Genomic DNA, 20,880 nt, shown 5'->3' with positions numbered 1-20,880 from the left:
CCTAGGTACTAGAGATATAAGTTCGAAAGGAGCTCGTAAGAAATGGAAGAAGTATTATTAGCGCGAATTCAGTTTGCCTCCACCACATTGTTTCACTTTATATTTGTGCCTCTTTCAATTGGCTTAGCATTGATCATCGCTATTATGCAAACGATGTATTTAGTAAAAAAAGATGAAATATATTTAAAGATGACAAAGTTCTGGAGTGTGTTTTTTCTTATCAACTTCGCAATCGGAGTTGTCACTGGAATTATACAAGAATTCCAGTTTGGGATGAATTGGTCAGCTTATTCTAGATTTGTAGGAGATATTTTTGGTGCTCCGTTAGCTGTTGAGGCATTACTAGCTTTTTTCTTAGAATCTACATTTATAGGAATTTGGATTTTCGGATGGGGTAAGATTCCGAAATGGTTACATCTCGCGTCGATTTGGCTAGTATCATTCGGAACAATCATGTCGGCTTTCTGGATACTGGCAGCGAATTCATTTATGCAAAATCCAGAAGGGTATGTACTACAGAATGGTCGGGCAGAAATGAATGACATACTAGCTGTTTTGACGAATGAAAAGTTATGGGTAGCATTTCCACATACGATCTTCGGTAGTTTTGCAACGGGTGCATTTTTCGTAATCGGTGTTAGTGCTTGGTATTTGATTAAGAAGCGTAAAATGGATTTCTTTAAAAAGTCGCTCGTAATCTCTTTAGTTGTTGGGATGTTGTCTGGCCTAGGTATTGCATTTACTGGTCACTCCCAAGCTCAATACTTAATGCATGCACAGCCGATGAAAATGGCTGCAGCTGAAGGGTTATGGGAAGATAGTGGAGACCCCGCGGCATGGACGTTAATTGCGAACATAGATGTCGAGAACCGTGAAACAACTGGCAGAATTGATATTCCGTTCATGTTGAGTTATTTAACTTATAGTGAATTTAAAGGAAAAGTTGAAGGAATGGACGTTCTCGAGCAAAAAATGATTGATAAATATGGAGAAAGCAGTTATATCCCACCAGTCAAAACAACTTTCTGGAGTTTCCGCATTATGGTTGTGACAGGTGGAACATTATTAGGACTAGGAGCGCTAGGACTGTTCTTAATGTGGCGCAAGAAAATTGAGCATTCCGTTTGGTTTTTACGTTTGCTTGTTATAGGGATTTTCCTGCCATTCATAGGAAACTCTTTTGGTTGGATCATGTCAGAAATGGGTCGACAACCTTGGGTAGTGAATGGATTGATGAAAACTGCTGATGGAATTTCACCCAATGTATCAGCTGGTCAAATTTTATTCTCACTCATATCATTTTCCACAATTTATACGATACTAGGTATCATCATGGTTGTATTGTTTGTGAAATTCATTCAGCGTGGGCCGGAGGAGCAACCGGTAGCCGATGTGTCTGTAACTGATCCGTTTGAAACAGGAGGTGAAGGACATGCCGTTAAGTGACATTTGGTTTTTATTAATCGCTGTCCTATTTATAGGCTTTATCTTTTTAGAAGGCTTTGACTTTGGCGTAGGGATGAGTACGAAATTTTTAGCAAGAAATGATTTGGAAAAACGTATTGTTATAAATACAATCGGTCCTGTCTGGGATGCTAATGAAGTGTGGCTGATCACAGCAGGGGGAGCGATGTTTGCTGCATTTCCTCACTGGTATGCCACAGTATTTAGTGGATACTATTTGCCGTTTGTTGTGTTATTGCTGGCCTTCATCATACGGGGGGTGGCATTTGAATTTCGCAATAAGGTAGACTCACTCGCGTGGGTGAAGACGTGGGATTGGGCAATTTTCTTTGGAAGTTTATTGCCGCCATTCATCTTTGGTGTGTTTTTTACAAGTTTAATTCAAGGATTGCCAATTGATGCAGAGATGAATATGTATGCCAGTCTAGGAGACTTCGTCAATGTCTATACAGTAATCGGCGGTATAACATTTGTCTTGTTATCGTATTTACATGGTCTACTGTTTATTAGTTTGAAAACGGTAGGAGACTTGCGTCAACGGGCAAATTCAGCAGCGCGTAAAGTGTATGCATTGACGGGTGTTTTCATCGCTTTGTTTATGACGTTCACATATTTGGATACCGATGCATTTACCGATAAAGGTGAATGGCTAGTACCTATGTACGGTGTAGCAATTGTATTATATACACTGTTGTTTTTCTTCTTAAAAAAGAAGCGTGAAGGATTCAGTTTTACGATGACAGGTTTAATTTTCATCATCATAATGGCTAGCTTTTTTATCGCTTTATTTCCTAATGTGACGATAAGTACACTAGATCCGGCATTTAATATGTCCATTGCAGAAGCTGCTTCGGGAGATTACTCGCTGAAAATTATGACGATCGTAGCGTTTACTATGGTGCCAATCGTTTTAGCGTATACTATTTGGAGTTATTATGTGTTCCGTAAACGATTGACCGGTGATAAGGAGCATCTAGAATACTAATGGATAAATACTTGCTTCACTACAGAGGAAGTAAACAAGTGATGGCGTTGATTGGACTGCTAACAGCGGTTCAATCAATCGCCATTGTTTTTCAGGCTATATACTTAGCAAAAGCTATTACGCAATTGTTCCAAGGTGCAGATGGGAGTGAAGCGCTTCGGTCTTTTGTGATTTTTGTGTTTGTAAATAGTGTACGTCATTTCATTCAATGGGCAAAGGATCGAATTTCTTATCGTTTTGCCGATCAAACTGCTAGAGAATATGAACAACTTTTGTTACGAAAGATTTTTGCTGTCGGTCCGCAGTTAATAGGAAAGTATGGTTCAGGCCATTTAGTAACGTTAGGATTAGAAGGAATACCAAAATTCCGAAAATATTTGGAATTGATTGTCCCTCGAACGCTAGCCATGGCGATTATGCCATTTGTCATTGTGGCGTATGTTTTTACGCTGGATAAAATGTCTGCTATTACGTTAGTTATCGTTTTACCGATATTAATTATTTTTTTAATTTTAATTGGGATGGTGTCAAAGAAACAAATTGATGCACAAATGGATACGTACCGCTTATTATCGCGGCATTTCGTGGATTCATTAAGAGGAATTGTCACTTTAAAGTATTTAGGGCGCAGTCGATCCCACGAACAGTCTATTGCAAAAGTAAGTGATAACTACCGAATAGCAACGAACAGATCATTACGTTACGCCTTTTTATCTTCATTTTCATTGGACTTCTTTGCGAGTCTTTCTGTAGCTGTTGTGGCTGTAGAATTAGGACTTCGACTTATTAATGGACAAATACTTTTGGAACCGTCGTTAGTAATATTAATATTGGCGCCTGAATATTTTGCGCCTGTTAGAGAGCTAGGTAATGACTTTCACGCTACAGCTGACGGTAAAGATGCTAGTGCACAAATTCATTCGATATTAGATGAATCTGAAGTCGCTGCACCTGTACAGTTGAAACCAATAATGCGTTGGAGCGAGAATTCTACAATGGAGTTACAGAATCTGCGTGTCGAGCTTGGAGATCAAATTATTTTCGAAGACCTGTATTTACGATTAAAAGGCTATGAAAAGATTGGGATTATTGGACATTCGGGTGCAGGAAAAACTACGCTAATAGATGTGCTTTCAGGATTTACAATTCCTGCTTTTGGAGAATGTGTAGTAGACGGACAAGTATTGCCTCACCTAGCTGTAGCAGACTGGCAAGATCAGATTGCTTATATTCCTCAACACCCAACCATATTTCCGGACACTATCTTTGCTAATATTCGATTTTATGAGCCTGATGCATCAAATGAAGAAGTTAAGGAAGCAGCCGAACGTGTAGGGTTAGACCGTCTGATTAAAACATTCCCAAATGGCTATGCTGAAAGAATCGGTGCTGGAGGTCGTACGTTGAGTGGTGGAGAAGAACAACGTGTTGCCCTCGCGCGTTCTTTATTGCAACGCCGTCAGATTTTACTGTTTGATGAACCGACTGCCCATTTGGATATTGAAACAGAACATGAGTTAAAACAATTAATCTTACCTTTGTTGGAAGACAAACTTGTCATCTTTGCGACACATCGGATTCATTGGATGCGGGAGATGGATAAAATAATTGTTATGGATGAAGGAGAAATTGTAGAAATAGGATCTCATGAACAACTACTACAGCGTAACGGTGCGTATTGTCAATTGCTTGAGGCACGCGGAAAGGGAGATACAGTATGAATTTGTATGAAAAGCATATTATTCCGTATGCTAAGACGTATAAAAAAACATTATTATCTACCATTCTACTAGGTACATTAACCATTCTCTCCGCAGCGATGCTGACGTTCACTTCGGGTTATTTAATTTCAAGGACATCGGAAAGACCGGAAAATATTTTACTAGTCTATATTCCGATTGTCGCTGTTCGTACGTTTGGAATTTCAAGGGCCGCACTGCGTTATGTCGAACGTTTGCTTGGCCATCATGCAGTCTTGAAAATGATTGCAGATATGCGAGTCCATTTATACCGTGTACTTGAACCACAGGCATTATTTATCCGTTCACGTTTTCAAACGGGAGATTTGCTTGGAACATTAGCAGACGATATTGAACATTTACAAGACGTGTATATACGGACGTTATTTCCAACAGTGATTGGACTGTTTTTATTTAGCTTTTCGGTTATTGTATTAGCCGTCTATGATTGGAAGTTTGCGCTTATGATGGCACTTTGTTTAAGTATTGTGTCATTCGTTTACCCAATGCTATCACTGTATTTGATGAAGAAAAATCAGCAACACTCAAAAAAGATGCACAGCCAATTGTATAATACGATGACAGAAGGAATTTTCGGCTTGCGCGACTGGATAATCAGCGGCCGCAAAGAACAATTTTTATCAGCATTTAAAGAAGAAAGCCAGGCCAGCCATGAATTAGATAAGAAACTAGCTTTTTGGCAACAGTCCAGAACTGTTCAATTGCAAATCTTTTCTGGACTGTTAGTAGTCGTTGTTGGTATATGGGCGGGACAGCAAGCAGCCAATGGTTTATTAATGCCAACATATATAGCTGCATTTACGTTAGTGACATTACCTATTGTAGAAGGATTAATCCCTATATCTCATGCGATCGAACGCCTTCCAGCTTATGAAGCTTCTTTAAAACGGATAGATCTCGTTCATGAATATAGAGTGGATAAAATTTCACCTCTTGAAATACAAGAGAGTGTGTCTGACGCGACGATTACACTACATGATGTCAGTTATCGATATGACGAACAGTCTCATGATGCCGTACAACGTATCACATTGTCGATTGAGCAAGGTCAAAAGATAGCGATTCTAGGAAAAAGCGGTGCCGGGAAATCGACACTTATACAACTACTGTTAGGTGTGCTACAGCCTACACACGGTTCAGTGCTAATCAATAAAGAACCTGCTCCCCATTATGGGGATACGATATACGATGTGGTGAGTGTATTAAACCAAAAACCTTATCTTTTTGCTACTACAGTTGAAAATAATATTAAACTCGGACGATTAGATGCTACACCAGAGGATATTCAGCGGGTAATCAATCAAGTGGGATTAACGACGTATTTACAATCTTTGCCTGCAGGCAGTAAAACACAGATGGAAGAAACAGGTCAGCGTTTTTCAGGAGGAGAAAGACAGCGTATTGCGCTAGCAAGAATTTTATTGAAACAAAATCCTGTAGTGATCTTAGATGAACCTACTGTAGGATTAGATCCGTTAACAGAACATTCATTAGTCGAAACTATACATGATGCGCTGCAAGAACAAACTATAATCTGGGTGACACATCATTTGATGGGGATGGAGAAAATGGATTGCATTGTATTCATGGAGGATGGAAAAGTGGTTATGCAAGGTACCCATAAAGAACTCCTGGCAACGAATGATAGATACCGTCAACTATATGAAATTGATCGAGGAATATAAATATGTGAAAGACATCCGAGTAAAAAAAAGGATGTCTTTTTGCAGTAGAAAAAATCAAGCTTGTTGATCAAGCGTATGATATAAATCACTCATTGATGTATTTACAAGCGAGTTTGACTATGTCGATTGGAAGGAGTGAGGCTGACTTAGTATGTCTTGCGGCTTGCGCTTCCAGAAAGCGTCCGGTTCTGCAGGGAGAATCCTAACGAATACACTAACTATACAACTATCCGTCAAAAGCATCTTATTTCCAAAAGTCAATTCCTTTCTTTGGATAATTAATAGGCGTGGGAAATTATATTATTACGAGTCATAGACCTGACATGTAAAATATAATCGTATTGTCTTTTCTTTCAACTAACTCTATAATGATAATAGGGAATATAGCCTAATTTTATTGGAATTATTTTGTGGGGAGAAAGATTATTAATACAAGGGGTGCATTATGCGAACGATAGGTTCAAAATTGATTTTATCAATTGTTTTGTTAGTAATAGGCGGAACAGTACTACTAGGTTTTTTTGCTTATGAGAATAGCTCGAAAGCACTTTTAGCTCAAGCGGAAATTACATTAAATGAAAAAGCGATGGATACTGCCCATTATATTGAAGAGCGCTTTGAACGTAACTTTGTTGAATTGGAAGCGTTCGCAGAAAGTCAGGAAGTACGCAGTATGGATATAGAATTGCAAAAAGCGTATTTAGCTAAAAAGCTTGAAGAAAGAGATAGTTACTTAACGTTCGCGATTGTTACTGCTGATGGGGTTTCTCATTACATAGATGGAACAGAAGCGGATTTAAGTGACCGCCAATATATTATTGATGCTTTTGCGGGTGAGACAACTTTATCAAGTACAATCATCAGTCGTGTGACGGGCGAACCTGTCATTATGACTGCAACTCCTATAAACACGGAAAGTGGGACACCTGCTCTTCTTTTAGCTCGTATGAATGGCTATGATTTGAGCGATGTTATAGAAGGCGTTGGTTTCGGAGAGAGTGGTTATGCATTTATTTTAGATGAAACAGGAAAGGTAATTGGTCATCCCGAACGTTCATTAGTAAAAGAAGAAGTAGGATTTTTTGATCAAACAGAAGAAGGTAAAGAGCAATCAGCTGAAATTGATGACTTGCGGGAAATTTTAACTTCCGAAGAAGGAGTGATCCACTATCAATACGCAGGCAAAGATCGTTACCTTGGCTATCACACATTAGAAAATGGTTGGAAAATTGCAGTCGTATCTTTTACGGATGAGATGCTAAGTGGAATGTACGGATTAAAAAAAGCCTTTCTAATTATAGGAAGTATTATTGTATTACTAGGTGTATTAATTGCATACTTCATGGCACGCTCCATTAGTAAACCTATTCAAGTAGTAAAAGCGATTGGGGAACAGCTTGCTGAAGGAAGTTTTAATTATAAAATCCCTGAGAGATATTTAAACAGAACAGACGAAATCGGATCATTATCACATACACTGCTACGAATGACTGATAATATGCGCGATATGATACACAATGTTCGAAACGGCTCTACAAATTTAGCAGAGTCTTCGCAAGTATTGGATCAGAAATCGGAAGAATTGACGAAGATGTCTCATGAAATTTCATCAGCTATTGAACAAGTAGATCATGGTTCTGAAATGCAAGTGCAAATGTCGGAGGACAGTGCCCGAGCGATGGAAGAAATGTCTACAGGTATTCAAAACGTTGCAGAAATAGCAGCGAATATTGCTGGCAACTCAGATCATATTACAGAGCAAGTGAGCGAAGGGCATATAGCGGTGCGAGTCTCTGTAGATCAAATGAATAGTATTCAAATGACTACAACCGAGTCGACGACAGTGATTCGCCAGTTAGCGGAAGAGGCATTGGAAATTGGTCAAATTTCAAAAATGATTACGGATATATCAGAGCAAACTAATTTGCTGGCATTAAACGCATCTATTGAAGCAGCACGTGCTGGAGATGCTGGTAAAGGGTTTGCAGTAGTTGCAAGTGAAGTACGTAAACTTTCCGAACAAACAGCAGAATCAGCATCACAAATTAATCGGTTAATAGATAGCGTACAAGTGCATACAAATGACGCGGTGAAAGCGGCTGAACAAGGGGAGCAAAATGTTGGCAAAGGGTTAGAGGTAATTAATCAATTAGGTGACCGGTTTGGTGAAATTGTTCGTTCTATTGAACAAATTAGTCAAGACATTGGTGAAATGAGTGCTGTTTCTGAAGAAATGTCTGCTAGCTCAGAAGAAGTAAGTGCAGCGATGGAGGAGATGGCAGCTACAGCAAGAGATGCTTCTGATTATATCGGGGAAGTGAAAAATGCTGCAGATCATCAATTGCAGACAGTTGAAGAGATGGAACAATATACAGATCGGCTGTTAATGTTAGCTGAAGAATTACGATCGTCCATTAATAGATTTTCAATTTGAGAAAACGACAAACCGCGTCTGTGGTTTGTCGTTTTTAATGAATAGAAATTCATTTTAACGTGACAAAAATCAGCGGATAGATTAGTGTGAAGATTGAAACCTTTTGTTAAGCCTATACATATTAATGGAAGAGATAGGAGATGCATATGTCAAAAAAGATTTGGCTAAAGTTTGTATTAGCAACAATTGTTCTGACTTTTATTTTTTTGAACACGATGGATTATCAATCGACAAAAAAATCTTTGAAAACTAAAATTGAAGAAGAAACGATCAATATGTTGAATAGCTTTATAGCGGAAGTAGATCGCTTTTCTTCTAGAAGAATGGGCAATGTGAAATTACTGGCGGATTATATACCGTATATAGTAGATGACGAAAATGAAGTAATTGACTTTTTACGAAAACAACATGAAGTAATGGATTATTTTTCGGCTCTTGGATTTATAACGCCTGAAGGAAAAATAGTAGCAGATGACGGTTCGATTTTAGTAGTAAAAGAAAAAGAGTCTTTACATCGTGCTTTGAATGGAGAAATTGTAATAAGTGACGTTTTCTCTTTAGCGCAAAATCCGGACATTAAAGTCAGTTCCATCGTAAGCCCTGTAAGAAACGAAAATAATAAAATAATTGGTGTCGTCTCGGGTCTTATTAATATTCAAGATGTCATACAAGATATGAATGATAGTTTTAAATTACCAGGTTCGGTTTATTTTATAAAGAATCAAGAAGTCATTTATTCTTATCCAACGAAAAATAAAATAACAGAATTAAGCTTTTCACATGCTGAATATATACATAAAATAGAAGAAGAGCGTTACGGAACTATTCATTTGAATTCTTCTGGTCATTTATTAAAATATGGTCAAACCGAAACGGGTTGGACTGTCATTGCTGACTCCTTAGGCAATCCTAAAATACAGGATATTAAATGGTCATTTTGGAGAATGATATGGATGAATGCACTTATTCTTTTAGTAGGGTTCTTACTCTATCGATTCGTCTCAACTATTATGAGGCAGGCAGATGATCGGCTAAAAAAAGACTTCTTAACGGGATTACCTAATCGCTTACAATTACATGAAGATATAGAAAGTCTTTCATTCGGCTGGGAGAAAGACCATATAGCTGTGTATTTCATACGTCTTGATCGCTTTAGGGAACTAATAGAACAGTTCGGTTATCAGCTAGGTGATCAAATGCTTCTCAGAACGAGCAGTCTTTTAGAAGATTATGAGAAGGGGAGTCGTGTGTATCGTGTAGATTATGAATTATTTATATTTGCAATAGAATGTGATACAGAACGGAACGCAATTGAAAGCGGTGAAGGACTCGTTCAGTGGTTGGATCATGAGATCGTAGTAGAAGAAGATGCTAAAATGAATTTAACTGTTAGTGTAGGTGGCATACTGATTGATCAAGAAATCCATAGAGAAGTGCTTGAAAATGGTGCATTTGCTTGCCAAGAATCGAGTCGTAAAGGTGGAAATCAATTCACTTTATATGATGAGGAGTTGTCAATACGCAATAAAAAGCATCGTCAATTAGTGCGTTGCTTAAGTACTGCGCTAGAACGTCAAGAATTCTATATGGTGTATCAACCGATCTATAGTATAAGTGAACAACGGATTGTGGGTTTTGAATCATTGATTCGCTGGAATTCACCGGATTTGGGAGAAATAAGTCCTTTCCAATTTATACCGATTTTAGAAACAGATGAAGCCATTGTAGATACGGGGCGCTGGATTATGCACACTGTGGCTAATCAGGCAAATGAATGGAGTCAAGCGGGTTTTAAAAATTTCACAATCAATGTCAATGTGTCTGTCAAGCAACTACATCATGAAAGTTTTTTGCATGATGTGTATTCAATGTTAGAAGAAACACGAATCCATCCGTCACTATTAATTTTTGAAGTAACAGAATCTGTAATTGTTGAGAAGATTGATTCTGTCGTGCAAATTTTAGAAAAATTAAATGCGATTGGTATTAAAACGGCAATTGACGACTTTGGTACAGGATACTCTTCTTTAGCTTCATTAACAGCATTACCGTTTCAATATTTAAAAATTGATAAAGCATTTATTGACGACGTCGAAAGAAGGGAAGCAGGTGCAGAAGCGATTTTAAAAGGGATTATTGATATTGCAAAAGCGTTACATCAAACAACGGTTATGGAAGGTGTCGAAACAGAAGAACAATTGAAATTACTGAAAACTTTCGGCGCTGAACGCATTCAAGGATATTTTATAAGTAAACCACTTAGGGTAGAAGACGCAGTGAAGATGATTGATAAGAAATACACGTGGTAGATAGTATCTATGTAGTAGTGCTCCTGGTACTCTATAGCTGTATAAATAACAGAGTGAGTTTGAAAAAATGCATGAAGGCAAATGGTATGGAGCCTTTCATGCATTTTGCTTTTTTACTGTAGTTTACTGTAGTGTTTATTTATTCTCAAAAGAAAGGCAGTCGAATAAAATATCCGAGCAACACACAAATGGTAGTAGATAGAATGACACCTGGAATAGCAAATAACACGTAGCGCCTCATACTCATTCCACTCATGCCTGAAACATAACAGACTACATGCCGGAGACCAGGCAAGAAATACCCAATAGTAACTGCCCAGGAACCATGCGCCATAAAAAATCGTTCTACTTTTTGTAGGCGGTGAGGTGAAAGGAATAAATAATTACCGAAACGCTGAATTAAAGGTTTGCCGATTTTTCTGCCAAGCATATATGTGAATAATGTTCCGACCATAACACCGGAAATAGTAAATATAATCGCAAAGACAAAATGAAACGTACCAGCAGAAGCTAAGTACCCTGCAAACGTCACGATGAATTCATCAGGCATAGGTAATCCAAATATACCTAGTGCCAAAAAGATGAAGACAGACAAGTATCCATACTGTGCGATATATTCTGAAATTTGATCCATTATAAAACCTCATCTACTTAAGATTGCCACACTCCGATTCTATCACCGACTTTAACTTCTGTAAAAGCTTGATGCAACGGAGTCAATGTATGTTTATTTTCAATAAATAAAATGACTGTTGATCCAAATGCGAAATGTCCAAAATCGTCGCCTTTGATACAATCTTTTGAAGAGTCCGCCAGTTGAATACTGTTAACATTTAACGCGCCCACCTTCACTACTGCAACTTTTCCAAAAGCACTTTGAATTTCTGAAATTAATCGGTAATTAGTGGAGAATAGATCCTTCTTCAAACGTATACCAAGATCATTCACCGGATAAGAAGTTGTTCCTAAAGCATAACGGCTAATCAGTTCTCCAGAAATCGGATAATGAAAATGATGGTAATGTCTAGGGGATAGATAAAATACATAATAATAACCATTTTGGTAAGGTACCGCTTTTGAAGAGTCTCCTAATAATGCAGAAAGGCTGTACGTTTTATCCTTCACTAGAAATTCTTGAGTGTCATTCACTACACCCGCGCAGCTTAATACACCGTCTACCGGTGAAATGAGTATAGTAGGATCCGGATCGATCGGACGACTATTGGTTTTTAAAGAACGGGTAAAATAATCATTTAAGCTGTTATATTCAGTCATTTGGTATTCTGCTTCGTCTGTTTGTATATGATAGAAAGACGCAAATGGCTTGATTAATGGTTTGCTTACTACAGAGGTGGTGAATTTCCGTAACAGCATCGAACTGAACGGGTGGCCGGTTAATTCTACAAATGATTTAAAAACTTGATTTTTCATCTTTTCATCCTTTCATTTTAAGACTATAATAGATTAGTCACGAGGAGGCAATGAGGTGTTTTCATTTAGATATTTTGATTATACTAAACTAAAATCACAATTGGCGAACGTCATTACACTTTTTAATTTAAGTTTAGGGATTATAGCTATTGTACTTGTTTTAAAAGGCCATGGACACATGAGTTTAATGTTCATATTTTTTGCAGCATTATTCGATCGGTTTGATGGAATGGTCGCTAGATATTACCATGCAGAATCAGCATTTGGTAAAGAGTTGGATTCGTTAAGTGACTTAGTTTCGTTCGGTGTAGCTCCGGCACTGCTTATTTATGATGCAGCTTTGTCGGATACTTTATGGATTGGAATATCAGCTGTGTTATTTTATATACTAGCAGGTGCTGTACGTTTAGCGCGTTATAATGTCCAAGAATTTGATGGTTCATTTTACGGTTTGCCTATTACAGTGGCAGGTGTTTTTCTAACATTAGGCTACTTTGCTGTTCCTTATGTCGCTGCTCCATACTTTGTTATTTTCATGTCTATTTTAGCATGGATGATGGTTAGCCGAATTCGTATCGCAAAAGTTTGATTTGGTGGCCATCCTAGAAAGTCAGTCTTGTCTGATTTTCTGGGATGGTCTTTTTTTGGGTGAAGAATTGTTTAAAGTCTTGTATGGGGTGAGTTGATGTTCCGACTGTTGGCTCAAGCTTTCTAAATGTGTGGAATTCAACGGTTGGGAGTGATAGATGAGGTAATAGATGTTGTTTCTAGTTCTTTTTGGAATTTGTAGACAGGCCTTTTTTAGTTTTAGGAAACTTTCATAGACGTCTCAATTCTGTTATGCTTAAGAAAAAGAAGAGGAAGTGCTTACTATGTCTGGACCTGCATTGAGACAGCTTCATTCGCATCGTGCAATTCATGAAGGCGGGCTTTCGGGAGCTATTATGAAAACAGAGGATCTTGTAGGCTATTTACAGCAAGGGGAAACAGAGATGGTTAACGAAGCGTGTGATCATTTACTCGATTATTGGAAAACACGGGTAATCAGCCACGCAGATGCAGAAGAAGAAGGGTTCTACAAGCAACTATTAGAAGAAAAACCAGAGCTTGAGCGCGAGATCATTCAATTGACCCGCGATCATGATCTGTTGCGACTATTAGTTTCAGATATTGAAGCTGCACGTGAGAAAGAACCGAATATAACAGCAGAAATTATGCAAAAGTTTCATGCATTATTAGTTGTCAATGAATTACATAGCCGCGAAGAAGAACGGTTGCTGTTTTAATAACTTCAATAGGAACATTTATTGTTTTCTTTTACAGTTTTGAACACTGTTATATGGATATGTACACGTAAAAGGAGGTGGCGGTGATTCGAAACCCATTGGATATATTAGCTAAGTATTTTGGTTATTCGGCTTTCCGAGAAGGGCAGCAGCGTGTCATCGACCAAGTATTGCAAGGCGATGACACACTTTGTGTCATGCCGACAGGTGGCGGGAAGTCTGTTTGCTATCAAGTGCCTGCATTAGCGATGGAGGGAACGGTTCTCGTTATATCCCCACTAATATCATTAATGAAGGATCAGGTCGATGCATTACATCAACTCGGCATCCCTGCTGCATACGTTAATAGTACGTTGTCAACAGAAGAATATTTCGGTACGATGGATCTCGCCTTAGCAGGACAATATAAATTATTATATGTAGCTCCAGAAAGGCTGGATTCGGAATCATTTCTAAATCAGTTGCAGAGAATGGATATTCCGTTGATTGCGATTGATGAGGCGCATTGTATATCGCAGTGGGGTCATGATTTCCGTCCAAGCTATCGCAATATCCACCGTATTTTAGATTATTTGAATACACGTCCTATCATTTTGGCTTTAACTGCAACAGCTACACCAGAAGTACAAGATGATATTTGTCAGCAACTTCATATACCGCCTAGTAGCCGTGTAGTGACAGGATTTGAACGCAGCAACTTAGTATTTTCTGTAGTCAAGGGACAAAATCGCGATCAATTTGTCAAAGACTATACTATAAAGAATAAAAATGAGTCAGGTATTATTTATGCAGCGACTAGAAAAGCAGTAGAACAAGTACATGCCATGCTTGAGAAAAATGGCATTTCTGTAGCTAAATACCACGCGGGGTTGTCTGATCATGAACGACAGCGCCAACAGGATCGCTTTATTATGGAAGATGCTCGTGTCATGGTCGCGACTAATGCGTTTGGAATGGGAATTGATAAATCGAATATTCGGTACGTTATCCATTACCAAATGCCGAAAAATATGGAAAGTTATTATCAAGAAGCTGGCAGAGCAGGGCGTGATGGGCTCAATAGTGATTGCTATTTATTATTTTCCTCGCAAGATGTTCTAACTCAACGTTTCCTTATCGAACAGTCTCCTGATCCTTCACGAATTCCGAATGAAATTAAAAAGATGCAAGTGATGGTTGATTATTGTCATACAGAAGGTTGTTTGCAAAAGCATATTATCACGTATTTTGGAGAAGACGATGCAGAAAACTGTAAGCGATGTGGAAATTGCACGGATACTAGAGAACAATTTGATGTAACGCTAGAAACACAAAAAGTACTCTCTTGCGTCATTCGAATGGGACAGCGATTCGGGAAAACTATGGTAGCACAAGTATTGACAGGTTCAAAAAATAAAAAAGTTTTAGAATTCAATTTTGATAAATTAACGACGTATGGTTTGCTGAAAGAACGTAGCGCCAAAGATGTGGCGGATTTTATTGAGTTTTTAATTTCAGAGAACTATCTGCAAGTCGAAAATGGTACATTTCCTATCATTTTTGTGCCTGAACAAGGAAAAGAAGTCTTACTGGGTAAACAAAAAGTATGGCGTAAAGGTGAAATGGTCACAACAGTAGTAGCGAAAGATGATCCGTTATTTAACGAGTTACGTGCACTTCGCTTGAAACTGGCACAAGAAGCAGGCGTTCCACCGTTTGTCATTTTCTCGGATAAGACACTTCGTGATATGGTAGCGAAAATGCCTGTAACCGACGAGGAGTTATTAACAGTCCAAGGTGTAGGAGAAACGAAGCTTGCGCGTTATGGTGAAGCATTTTTGGAAATCATCCAATCGTTTTCAGCACAACAAGCATAAAAGATAATAGATGTCTAAAACTGTTTCTCCAAAAAAAGGGGGCTGTCCAATAAGTCCCTAAAATAAATCAGGCAGAGAAAAACGAATCGTTTTTCTCTGCCTGATTTTGGTTTGTAGTCGTTCACAGTTGAAAGTAGCCGGCAGATGCCCGCTACTTTCAACTGTGAACCAGTGCGACGATTCCGAACTCCGTATGAACCTTTTCAAGGCCACGGAACGATGCCGTAGGTTCTTCTATAGAAAAAGTGAGCTGTTCTGTGGTATACTGTTCGTAAGTAATCTTTGGATAGCGCATAAAAAATCGTCTTTTCGTAGAGTGGGTTAGGTAACTTTATTCTACTAGAATGGGCGATTTTTTTGTACCTATTTGAAGCAAGACAGCGAGTGGATTTCCGTTCCAGGCGACCCCTCCCGAACGCGTCCGCCTGGAACGGAAAGGAATAGCGAAGAGAGGATTCTTCTATTCGTTTCATGAGAAAAAGGGCTGTCACAGAAACTCAGTTCTTACTGACTTTCTGGACAGCCACCTTTTGCGTTGCGATCATATTATGCAGGGCGTATATCTCTACGCAGACCATAAAGCGTAAATAGGCCAGCGATAAACAAGATACTACTTGCAACGATAAATGCATGTTGAAAACCTAAATCCAGCCCACCGATTACACTTGATCCTATTACTACACCGAACGAGAAGAACGCATAGAAAAATCCATATGCCTTCCCTCTTGTCTCTGGTTCGGTCGAATCGATTAAAAGTGAATTGATCGAAGGGAATAATAAGGCAAATCCCGTTCCATACACGACCATTGCTGTCATCATCATTGACAACTCATCAACTTGTGAAAGAAACAACATGCTCCCACTCATTAGAAATAGCCCTAAAGCAAGTGTGAGCATAGGTCGTGCGAAGTCAAATATCCGATTAACTGGTAATACAAATATTAAAACTGCTACCAGTCCAAAGACACTTAATAACATCCCGGTCGTTTTAGCATCGTACTGGAGAAACTCCACTTTTAAAGGCAAGACTAAAGCGAGAACTCCTTGCGAAAACATTAAGAAAAAAGCACCTAAAAACGCACGGATAATTCCAGGGTGACGGAAGAACGACCAAGGCTTTACTGCTCGTTGTGCATCTGTTTTTATTTTCCTGACATATGTAAATGTGCGTAAAAATAAAATAGCTCCAATTGTCAACAACAACATGAAGACGCCATTAATCGCCATAATTGTGACAACACTCGTTTTTACAGATACTATACCGCTATAAGCAGGACCAAAAATCGCTGCCAATCCAACAAAAGCTCCCGAAATAGCCGCATTGCGACCGCGTTTTGAACGTTCGGAACCATTTGCTAAAAATGTAAATGCAGCAGGTATAATTAAACCTTCCGTCAAGCCATGTACAAAACGAATCCCGATTAAGGATACTGAGCCATTGATTAACCCATAAGAAAACAACGATAGTGCAGATGTAAACAAACCAAATAATAAAATGTAGAAAGGACCTCTTCGATCAGTTAAAATACCTGAAATAATATTACCGAAAATATTGGCGAATGAATAGATCCCGACAGACAAACCAATAATGAACGCTGGCGACCCCAATTGTGTAGCAAATGGGCTAATCACAGGGAGTTGCGAAAATAAATCGAAAAACGAGAAGAAAACAATCAAATAGACAAAAAAGCGCACGAAAAATCCCTACTTTACATATTATTCACTTGTTTTCTATTTTACCATGAAAACTTATGAAATGAATGGAACTGCTCACGGAGAAAATATGAACAGCTATAAGCATGAAAATTTCTGGAGGACTCGTAGAAATATTCGCAATCTAGTGGTCTTAACGGTAAAATGAGAAAGGTAAACAAGATTGTGGAAGGGGATTAGTTAATATGACGAATGTAATTCGAGTAGGGATCGCGGGATACGGAAACTTAGGACGTGGTGTGGAATCTTCAATTAGTCAAAATGAAGACATGGAGTTAGTTGCTGTTTTCACACGCAGAGAGCCAGAGGATGTTCAACTTCTTTCTGAACATGTTCCTGTATATAAACTTAATGAAATTGAATCTTTTAAAGAACAAATCGATGTGCTAATTTTATGTGGCGGATCAAAAAATGACCTTCCTGATCAGGGTCCTGCCCTTGCTAAACATTTTACAACTGTGGATAGTTTTGATACACATGCTAAAATTCCAGAATACTTCGCAGCTGTTGATCAGGCAGCGCGTGAAGCGGGTACTACTGCTATCATTTCGGTTGGCTGGGATCCTGGGCTATTCTCAATTAACCGCCTGATGGGGGAAGCTATTTTACCTGAAGGAGAGACCTATACATTTTGGGGTAAAGGATTGAGCCAAGGGCACTCTGACGCTGTTAGACGAGTAGACGGAGTAAAAGCCGGTGTTCAATACACATTGCCTGCAGAAGATGCTATTAATCGAGTGCGCAATGGGGAACATCCAGAATTGACAACAAAAGAAAAACATACGCGTGAATGTTATGTCGTGTTAGAAGAAGGTGCAGACGAAGAACAAGTACGTCACACAATCGTGACGATGCCTGATTATTTTGCGGAGTACAACACAACAGTTACCTTCATTTCAGAAGAAGAATTGCGTCAAGATCATGCAAAAATGCCGCATGGGGGATTTGTCATTAGAAGTGGTAATACAGGCAAGCATACAGACCAAGTAATTGAGTTTTCATTAAAGTTGGATAGTAACCCTGAGTTTACTTCCAGTGTACTTGTAGCTTACGCGCGTGCGGCTTATAAATTACAAAAAACAGGCGATACAGGAGCTAAAACAGTGTATGATATCGCACCGGGATTATTATCTCCTAAGTCACCAGCTGATTTACGTAAAGAATTACTATAAAATAGTTGAAGACATTTAATGGACGGAAAAAGAGGAGGACTATTTTACATGAAACTAGATGAAACGTTAGAAATGTTAAAAGAGTTGACTGATGCACGTGGAATTCCAGGCAACGAACGGGAAGCACGCGATGCGATGAAAAAACATATCGAACCATTTGCAGATGAAATAGATCATGACGGACTTGGATCACTTATTGCAGTAAAAGAGGGTGACGCAACGGGACCGAAGATTATGATTGCCGGTCATTTGGACGAAGTAGGTTTCATGGTCACTAGAATCGATGATAAAGGGTTCATTTATTTCCAAACAGTAGGTGGCTGGTGGTCGCAAGTGATGCTTGCTCAGCGTGTATCAATCGTTACACGTGCAGGAGAAACGATTACAGGAGTAATTGGTTCGAAACCACCGCATATTTTGACTCCTGAAGCGCGTAAAAAGCCGGTTGATATTAAAGATATGTACTTTGATGTAGGTGCCTCATCTAAGGAAGAAGTATTATCATGGGGTATTTTACCTGGAGATATGGCAGTGCCCTATTTCGATTTCACAGTTATGAAAAATGAAAATTTCTTGCTTGCAAAAGCTTGGGATAATAGAATAGGTTGTGCCATTGCGATAGAAGTGATGAAACAACTGAAAGGTGAAAAACATCCAAACCGTGTATATAGTGTCGGTGCGATTCAAGAGGAAGTTGGTTTACGAGGAGCCAAAACGGCAACGAATAAAATTCAGCCGGCTATTGGTTTTGCTGTAGACGTAGGAATCGCAGGAGATACACCAGGTGTTTCGGCGAAAGAATCAGTTGGAAATATGGGAGAAGGTCCGCAAATTCTATTATATGATGCTTCGATGGTATCTCACAGAGGATTACGTAATTTTGTCGTCGAAACAGCAGAGGCATTGAATATTCCTTATCAATTTGCAACAATGGCTGGCGGTGGTACAGATGGCGGTTCAATTCACGTAAGCGGGACAGGAATTCCTACATTAGCTATTTGTATCCCTACTCGCTACATTCACTCTCATGCAGCCATGTTACATCGAGCGGATTTCGAAAATACTGTAAAATTGCTAGTCGAACTTGTAAAACGTTTAGATGAAGAGGCAGTCCGACAAATCACATTTGAATAACTTATTAGCAGACTAGAATCACTCTTGAAAATGAGGCGATACGAGATGTCGCTTACATGAACCAGGCCGAGAAAAATGATTTGTTTTTCTCGGCCTGTAGTAGTTACTAGAGAGCTAAGCGGGTGATTATCGAAAGTAAGTAATGATCTTTTTAGAAATTGGAGAAGGGTAAGTGGCTTCTTTAATGGGGTGACGTAAAATAGTGTACATGCTAGGATTCTCCCGAGAGAAACCGGACGCTTTCCTGAGGACGCGCGGCGGACTCGCCAAAAGTTCATTGACGATTACGCCTGTCAAGTGCAAAGACGTGCTTCTTCTCGCTACGCGTAGGGGTCCACCGCGTCCCCTCCGGAAAGCGTATCGTCTGGAAGCGCAAGCCGCAAGACACTCCAAGTCAGCTACACACCATCCAACCGCCATAGTCACTGTATTGCACACATCTAAATTTACCCGCTTCTTTCTATCGCCTACTTAGTTTTTACATGAGTGAATTATACATAGTATAGTTAATCAACAAGAATGTAGATAGAAAGCACATTATCTTCGGCGCACTCCTATTTTTTATTTTCAAAAAATATAAATATTAATAAAAATTCATTTGACTTCATAAATATACACATGTATACTAATTTATACATACTTCAAATGGATGGTAGGGATCAGGAAATGACAAATAGTAATCAAACAAAATCACTTATAACAAAGGAAACTTTACAAGGGCGCGACTTTTTAACATTGCTGGATTATTCTAGTGAAGAAATAGCGTATTTACTGCAACTTGCATATGACATGAAACAAGATGCGCTTGCGGGGAAGATGCCCCCTGTCTTAGCTGGTAAAACTTTAGGAATGATTTTTGAAAAACACTCAACACGTACACGCATTTCATTTGAAGTGGGTATGATTCATCTAGGTGGACATGGGCTGTTCATGAATGCGCGGGATTTACAAATTGGTCGTGGTGAATCTGTTTCGGATACTGGAAAAGTCTTGTCAGAGTTTTTGGACGGCGTAATGATTCGTGCCAAATCACATAAAATGGTAGAAGAGTTGGCGGAGCATACTTCCGTTCCTGTCATCAACGGTTTGACGGATATATTCCATCCTTGTCAAGCAATGGCGGATCTATTAACGATTAAAGAAGTAAAAGGCGATTTGAAAGGTCTGAAACTTTCTTATATTGGAGACGGCAATAATGTCGCGCATTCACTCGTCATTGCAGGTGCTCACATGGGAATGAATGTTTCAGTGGCAACGCCTGAAGGGTATGAATATAATGCAAGTTTATTAGAAAAAGCTAAAAAAATTGCCAAAGCTACCGGTGGAAGCGTAACAGCAACATATGATCCAGTCGAAGCTGCATCTGATGCGGATGCGATTTACACAGATGTGTGGACAAGTATGGGCCAAGAAGAAGAAGCAGCAAAACGTTTAATAGATTTTAAAGACTTTCAAATTAACGACCAACTCGTTGGACATGCAAAAAATGACTATGTATTTTTACATTGTCTACCAGCACATCGTGAAGAGGAAGTAGCGACTTCAGTTATTGACGGTAAGAACTCTTATGTCTTCCAACAAGCAGGAAATCGACTGCATGCACAAAAAGCAGTATTGGCTTCACTATTATAAGAATTATTCTGTCTTCCTT

Annotated in this window: 15 protein-coding genes; 12 read left to right on the top strand and 3 right to left on the bottom strand. The window is 38.9% G+C overall.

Annotation, left to right across the window (positions count from 1 at the left end):
* The first annotated feature begins 42 nt into the window (after positions 1-42).
* The 6 genes from DV702_RS06435 (at position 43) to DV702_RS06410 (ending at position 10,637) form a co-directional block, all read left to right on the top strand.
* Entirely contained in the window at positions 43-1,446 is a 1,404-nt protein-coding gene (locus tag DV702_RS06435; protein WP_114924018.1) for a cytochrome ubiquinol oxidase subunit I, read from the top strand.
* Positions 1,433-2,449 carry a cytochrome d ubiquinol oxidase subunit II gene (gene cydB, locus DV702_RS06430; protein ID WP_114924017.1) on the top strand — a complete coding sequence of 339 codons (1,017 nt, stop codon included), beginning with the start codon at positions 1,433-1,435 and terminating at the stop codon, positions 2,447-2,449. The genes DV702_RS06435 and cydB overlap by 14 nt, the downstream gene beginning before the upstream one ends.
* Entirely contained in the window at positions 2,449-4,170 is a 1,722-nt protein-coding gene (gene cydD / locus DV702_RS06425) for a thiol reductant ABC exporter subunit CydD (protein WP_114924016.1), read from the top strand. The genes cydB and cydD overlap by 1 nt, the downstream gene beginning before the upstream one ends.
* Positions 4,167-5,894 (top strand): thiol reductant ABC exporter subunit CydC, encoded by a 1,728-nt coding sequence (gene cydC, locus DV702_RS06420; RefSeq protein ID WP_114924015.1) that lies wholly within the window; start codon positions 4,167-4,169, stop codon positions 5,892-5,894. The genes cydD and cydC overlap by 4 nt, the downstream gene beginning before the upstream one ends.
* 445 nt (positions 5,895-6,339) lie before the next feature.
* A complete protein-coding gene (locus DV702_RS06415; RefSeq protein WP_114924014.1) occupies positions 6,340-8,328 on the top strand; it encodes a methyl-accepting chemotaxis protein in 1,989 nt (662 codons plus the stop codon).
* A gap of 146 nt (positions 8,329-8,474) precedes the next feature.
* On the top strand, positions 8,475-10,637 hold the full coding sequence (locus DV702_RS06410; RefSeq protein ID WP_162805739.1) for a bifunctional diguanylate cyclase/phosphodiesterase: 2,163 nt from the start codon (positions 8,475-8,477) through the stop codon (positions 10,635-10,637).
* Between the two features lie 145 nt (positions 10,638-10,782).
* Here the strand turns inward: DV702_RS06410 and DV702_RS06405 are convergent, their stop codons facing one another.
* Positions 10,783-11,271, bottom strand: coding sequence for a DedA family protein (locus DV702_RS06405; RefSeq protein WP_114924012.1), 489 nt, complete (start codon positions 11,269-11,271; stop codon positions 10,783-10,785).
* Between the two features lie 17 nt (positions 11,272-11,288).
* The gene (gene asd / locus DV702_RS06400) at positions 11,289-12,068 is read right to left on the bottom strand and encodes an archaetidylserine decarboxylase (RefSeq protein WP_114924011.1); all 780 of its coding nucleotides are present in this window, start codon (positions 12,066-12,068) and stop codon (positions 11,289-11,291) included.
* A gap of 55 nt (positions 12,069-12,123) precedes the next feature.
* Between asd and pssA the strand changes: the two genes are divergently transcribed.
* The 3 genes from pssA to recQ all read left to right on the top strand — a co-directional run bounded on the left by pssA (position 12,124) and on the right by recQ (position 15,210).
* Complete coding sequence (gene pssA / locus DV702_RS06395) at positions 12,124-12,657, top strand: CDP-diacylglycerol--serine O-phosphatidyltransferase (protein WP_114924010.1); 534 nt, start codon at positions 12,124-12,126, stop codon at positions 12,655-12,657.
* Between the two features lie 283 nt (positions 12,658-12,940).
* Positions 12,941-13,354 (top strand): hemerythrin domain-containing protein, encoded by a 414-nt coding sequence (locus DV702_RS06390; protein WP_114924009.1) that lies wholly within the window; start codon positions 12,941-12,943, stop codon positions 13,352-13,354.
* Positions 13,355-13,437: 83 nt separating this feature from the next.
* Positions 13,438-15,210 carry a DNA helicase RecQ gene (gene recQ, locus DV702_RS06385; RefSeq protein WP_205407224.1) on the top strand — a complete coding sequence of 591 codons (1,773 nt, stop codon included), beginning with the start codon at positions 13,438-13,440 and terminating at the stop codon, positions 15,208-15,210.
* A gap of 546 nt (positions 15,211-15,756) precedes the next feature.
* On the opposite strand, the gene DV702_RS06380 is transcribed toward recQ, so the two are convergent.
* Positions 15,757-16,905, bottom strand: a complete 1,149-nt coding sequence (locus DV702_RS06380) for an MFS transporter (protein ID WP_114924008.1) — start codon at positions 16,903-16,905, stop codon at positions 15,757-15,759.
* A gap of 203 nt (positions 16,906-17,108) precedes the next feature.
* Here DV702_RS06380 and DV702_RS06375 point away from each other — a divergent pair, with 203 nt between their 5' ends.
* From DV702_RS06375 to argF, 3 genes are all read left to right on the top strand, one after another.
* Positions 17,109-18,095 carry a diaminopimelate dehydrogenase gene (locus DV702_RS06375; RefSeq protein ID WP_114924007.1) on the top strand — a complete coding sequence of 329 codons (987 nt, stop codon included), beginning with the start codon at positions 17,109-17,111 and terminating at the stop codon, positions 18,093-18,095.
* Positions 18,096-18,143: 48 nt separating this feature from the next.
* Positions 18,144-19,229 (top strand): M42 family metallopeptidase, encoded by a 1,086-nt coding sequence (locus DV702_RS06370; RefSeq protein ID WP_114924006.1) that lies wholly within the window; start codon positions 18,144-18,146, stop codon positions 19,227-19,229.
* A 666-nt stretch (positions 19,230-19,895) separates the two neighbouring features.
* Positions 19,896-20,861, top strand: a complete 966-nt coding sequence (gene argF / locus DV702_RS06365) for an ornithine carbamoyltransferase (protein WP_114924005.1) — start codon at positions 19,896-19,898, stop codon at positions 20,859-20,861.
* The last annotated feature ends 19 nt before the right edge of the window (positions 20,862-20,880 follow it).

This window comes from Sporosarcina sp. PTS2304, from assembly GCF_003351785.1.
Taxonomy (GTDB): domain Bacteria; phylum Bacillota; class Bacilli; order Bacillales_A; family Planococcaceae; genus Sporosarcina.
The sequence above is the reverse complement of the archived record's forward strand: the minus strand, read 5'-3'. Positions and strand labels throughout refer to the sequence as shown.

Coding starts and splice junctions, on each gene's coding strand:
- DV702_RS06435 (WP_114924018.1), top strand. CDS start 43: ATGGAAGAAGTATTATTAGCGCGAATTCAGTTTGCCTCCACCACATTG.
- cydB (WP_114924017.1), top strand. CDS start 1,433: ATGCCGTTAAGTGACATTTGGTTTTTATTAATCGCTGTCCTATTTATA.
- cydD (WP_114924016.1), top strand. CDS start 2,449: ATGGATAAATACTTGCTTCACTACAGAGGAAGTAAACAAGTGATGGCG.
- cydC (WP_114924015.1), top strand. CDS start 4,167: ATGAATTTGTATGAAAAGCATATTATTCCGTATGCTAAGACGTATAAA.
- DV702_RS06415 (WP_114924014.1), top strand. CDS start 6,340: ATGCGAACGATAGGTTCAAAATTGATTTTATCAATTGTTTTGTTAGTA.
- DV702_RS06410 (WP_162805739.1), top strand. CDS start 8,475: ATGTCAAAAAAGATTTGGCTAAAGTTTGTATTAGCAACAATTGTTCTG.
- DV702_RS06405 (WP_114924012.1), bottom strand. CDS start 11,271: ATGGATCAAATTTCAGAATATATCGCACAGTATGGATACTTGTCTGTC.
- asd (WP_114924011.1), bottom strand. CDS start 12,068: ATGAAAAATCAAGTTTTTAAATCATTTGTAGAATTAACCGGCCACCCG.
- DV702_RS06390 (WP_114924009.1), top strand. CDS start 12,941: ATGTCTGGACCTGCATTGAGACAGCTTCATTCGCATCGTGCAATTCAT.
- DV702_RS06375 (WP_114924007.1), top strand. CDS start 17,109: ATGACGAATGTAATTCGAGTAGGGATCGCGGGATACGGAAACTTAGGA.
- DV702_RS06370 (WP_114924006.1), top strand. CDS start 18,144: ATGAAACTAGATGAAACGTTAGAAATGTTAAAAGAGTTGACTGATGCA.
- argF (WP_114924005.1), top strand. CDS start 19,896: ATGACAAATAGTAATCAAACAAAATCACTTATAACAAAGGAAACTTTA.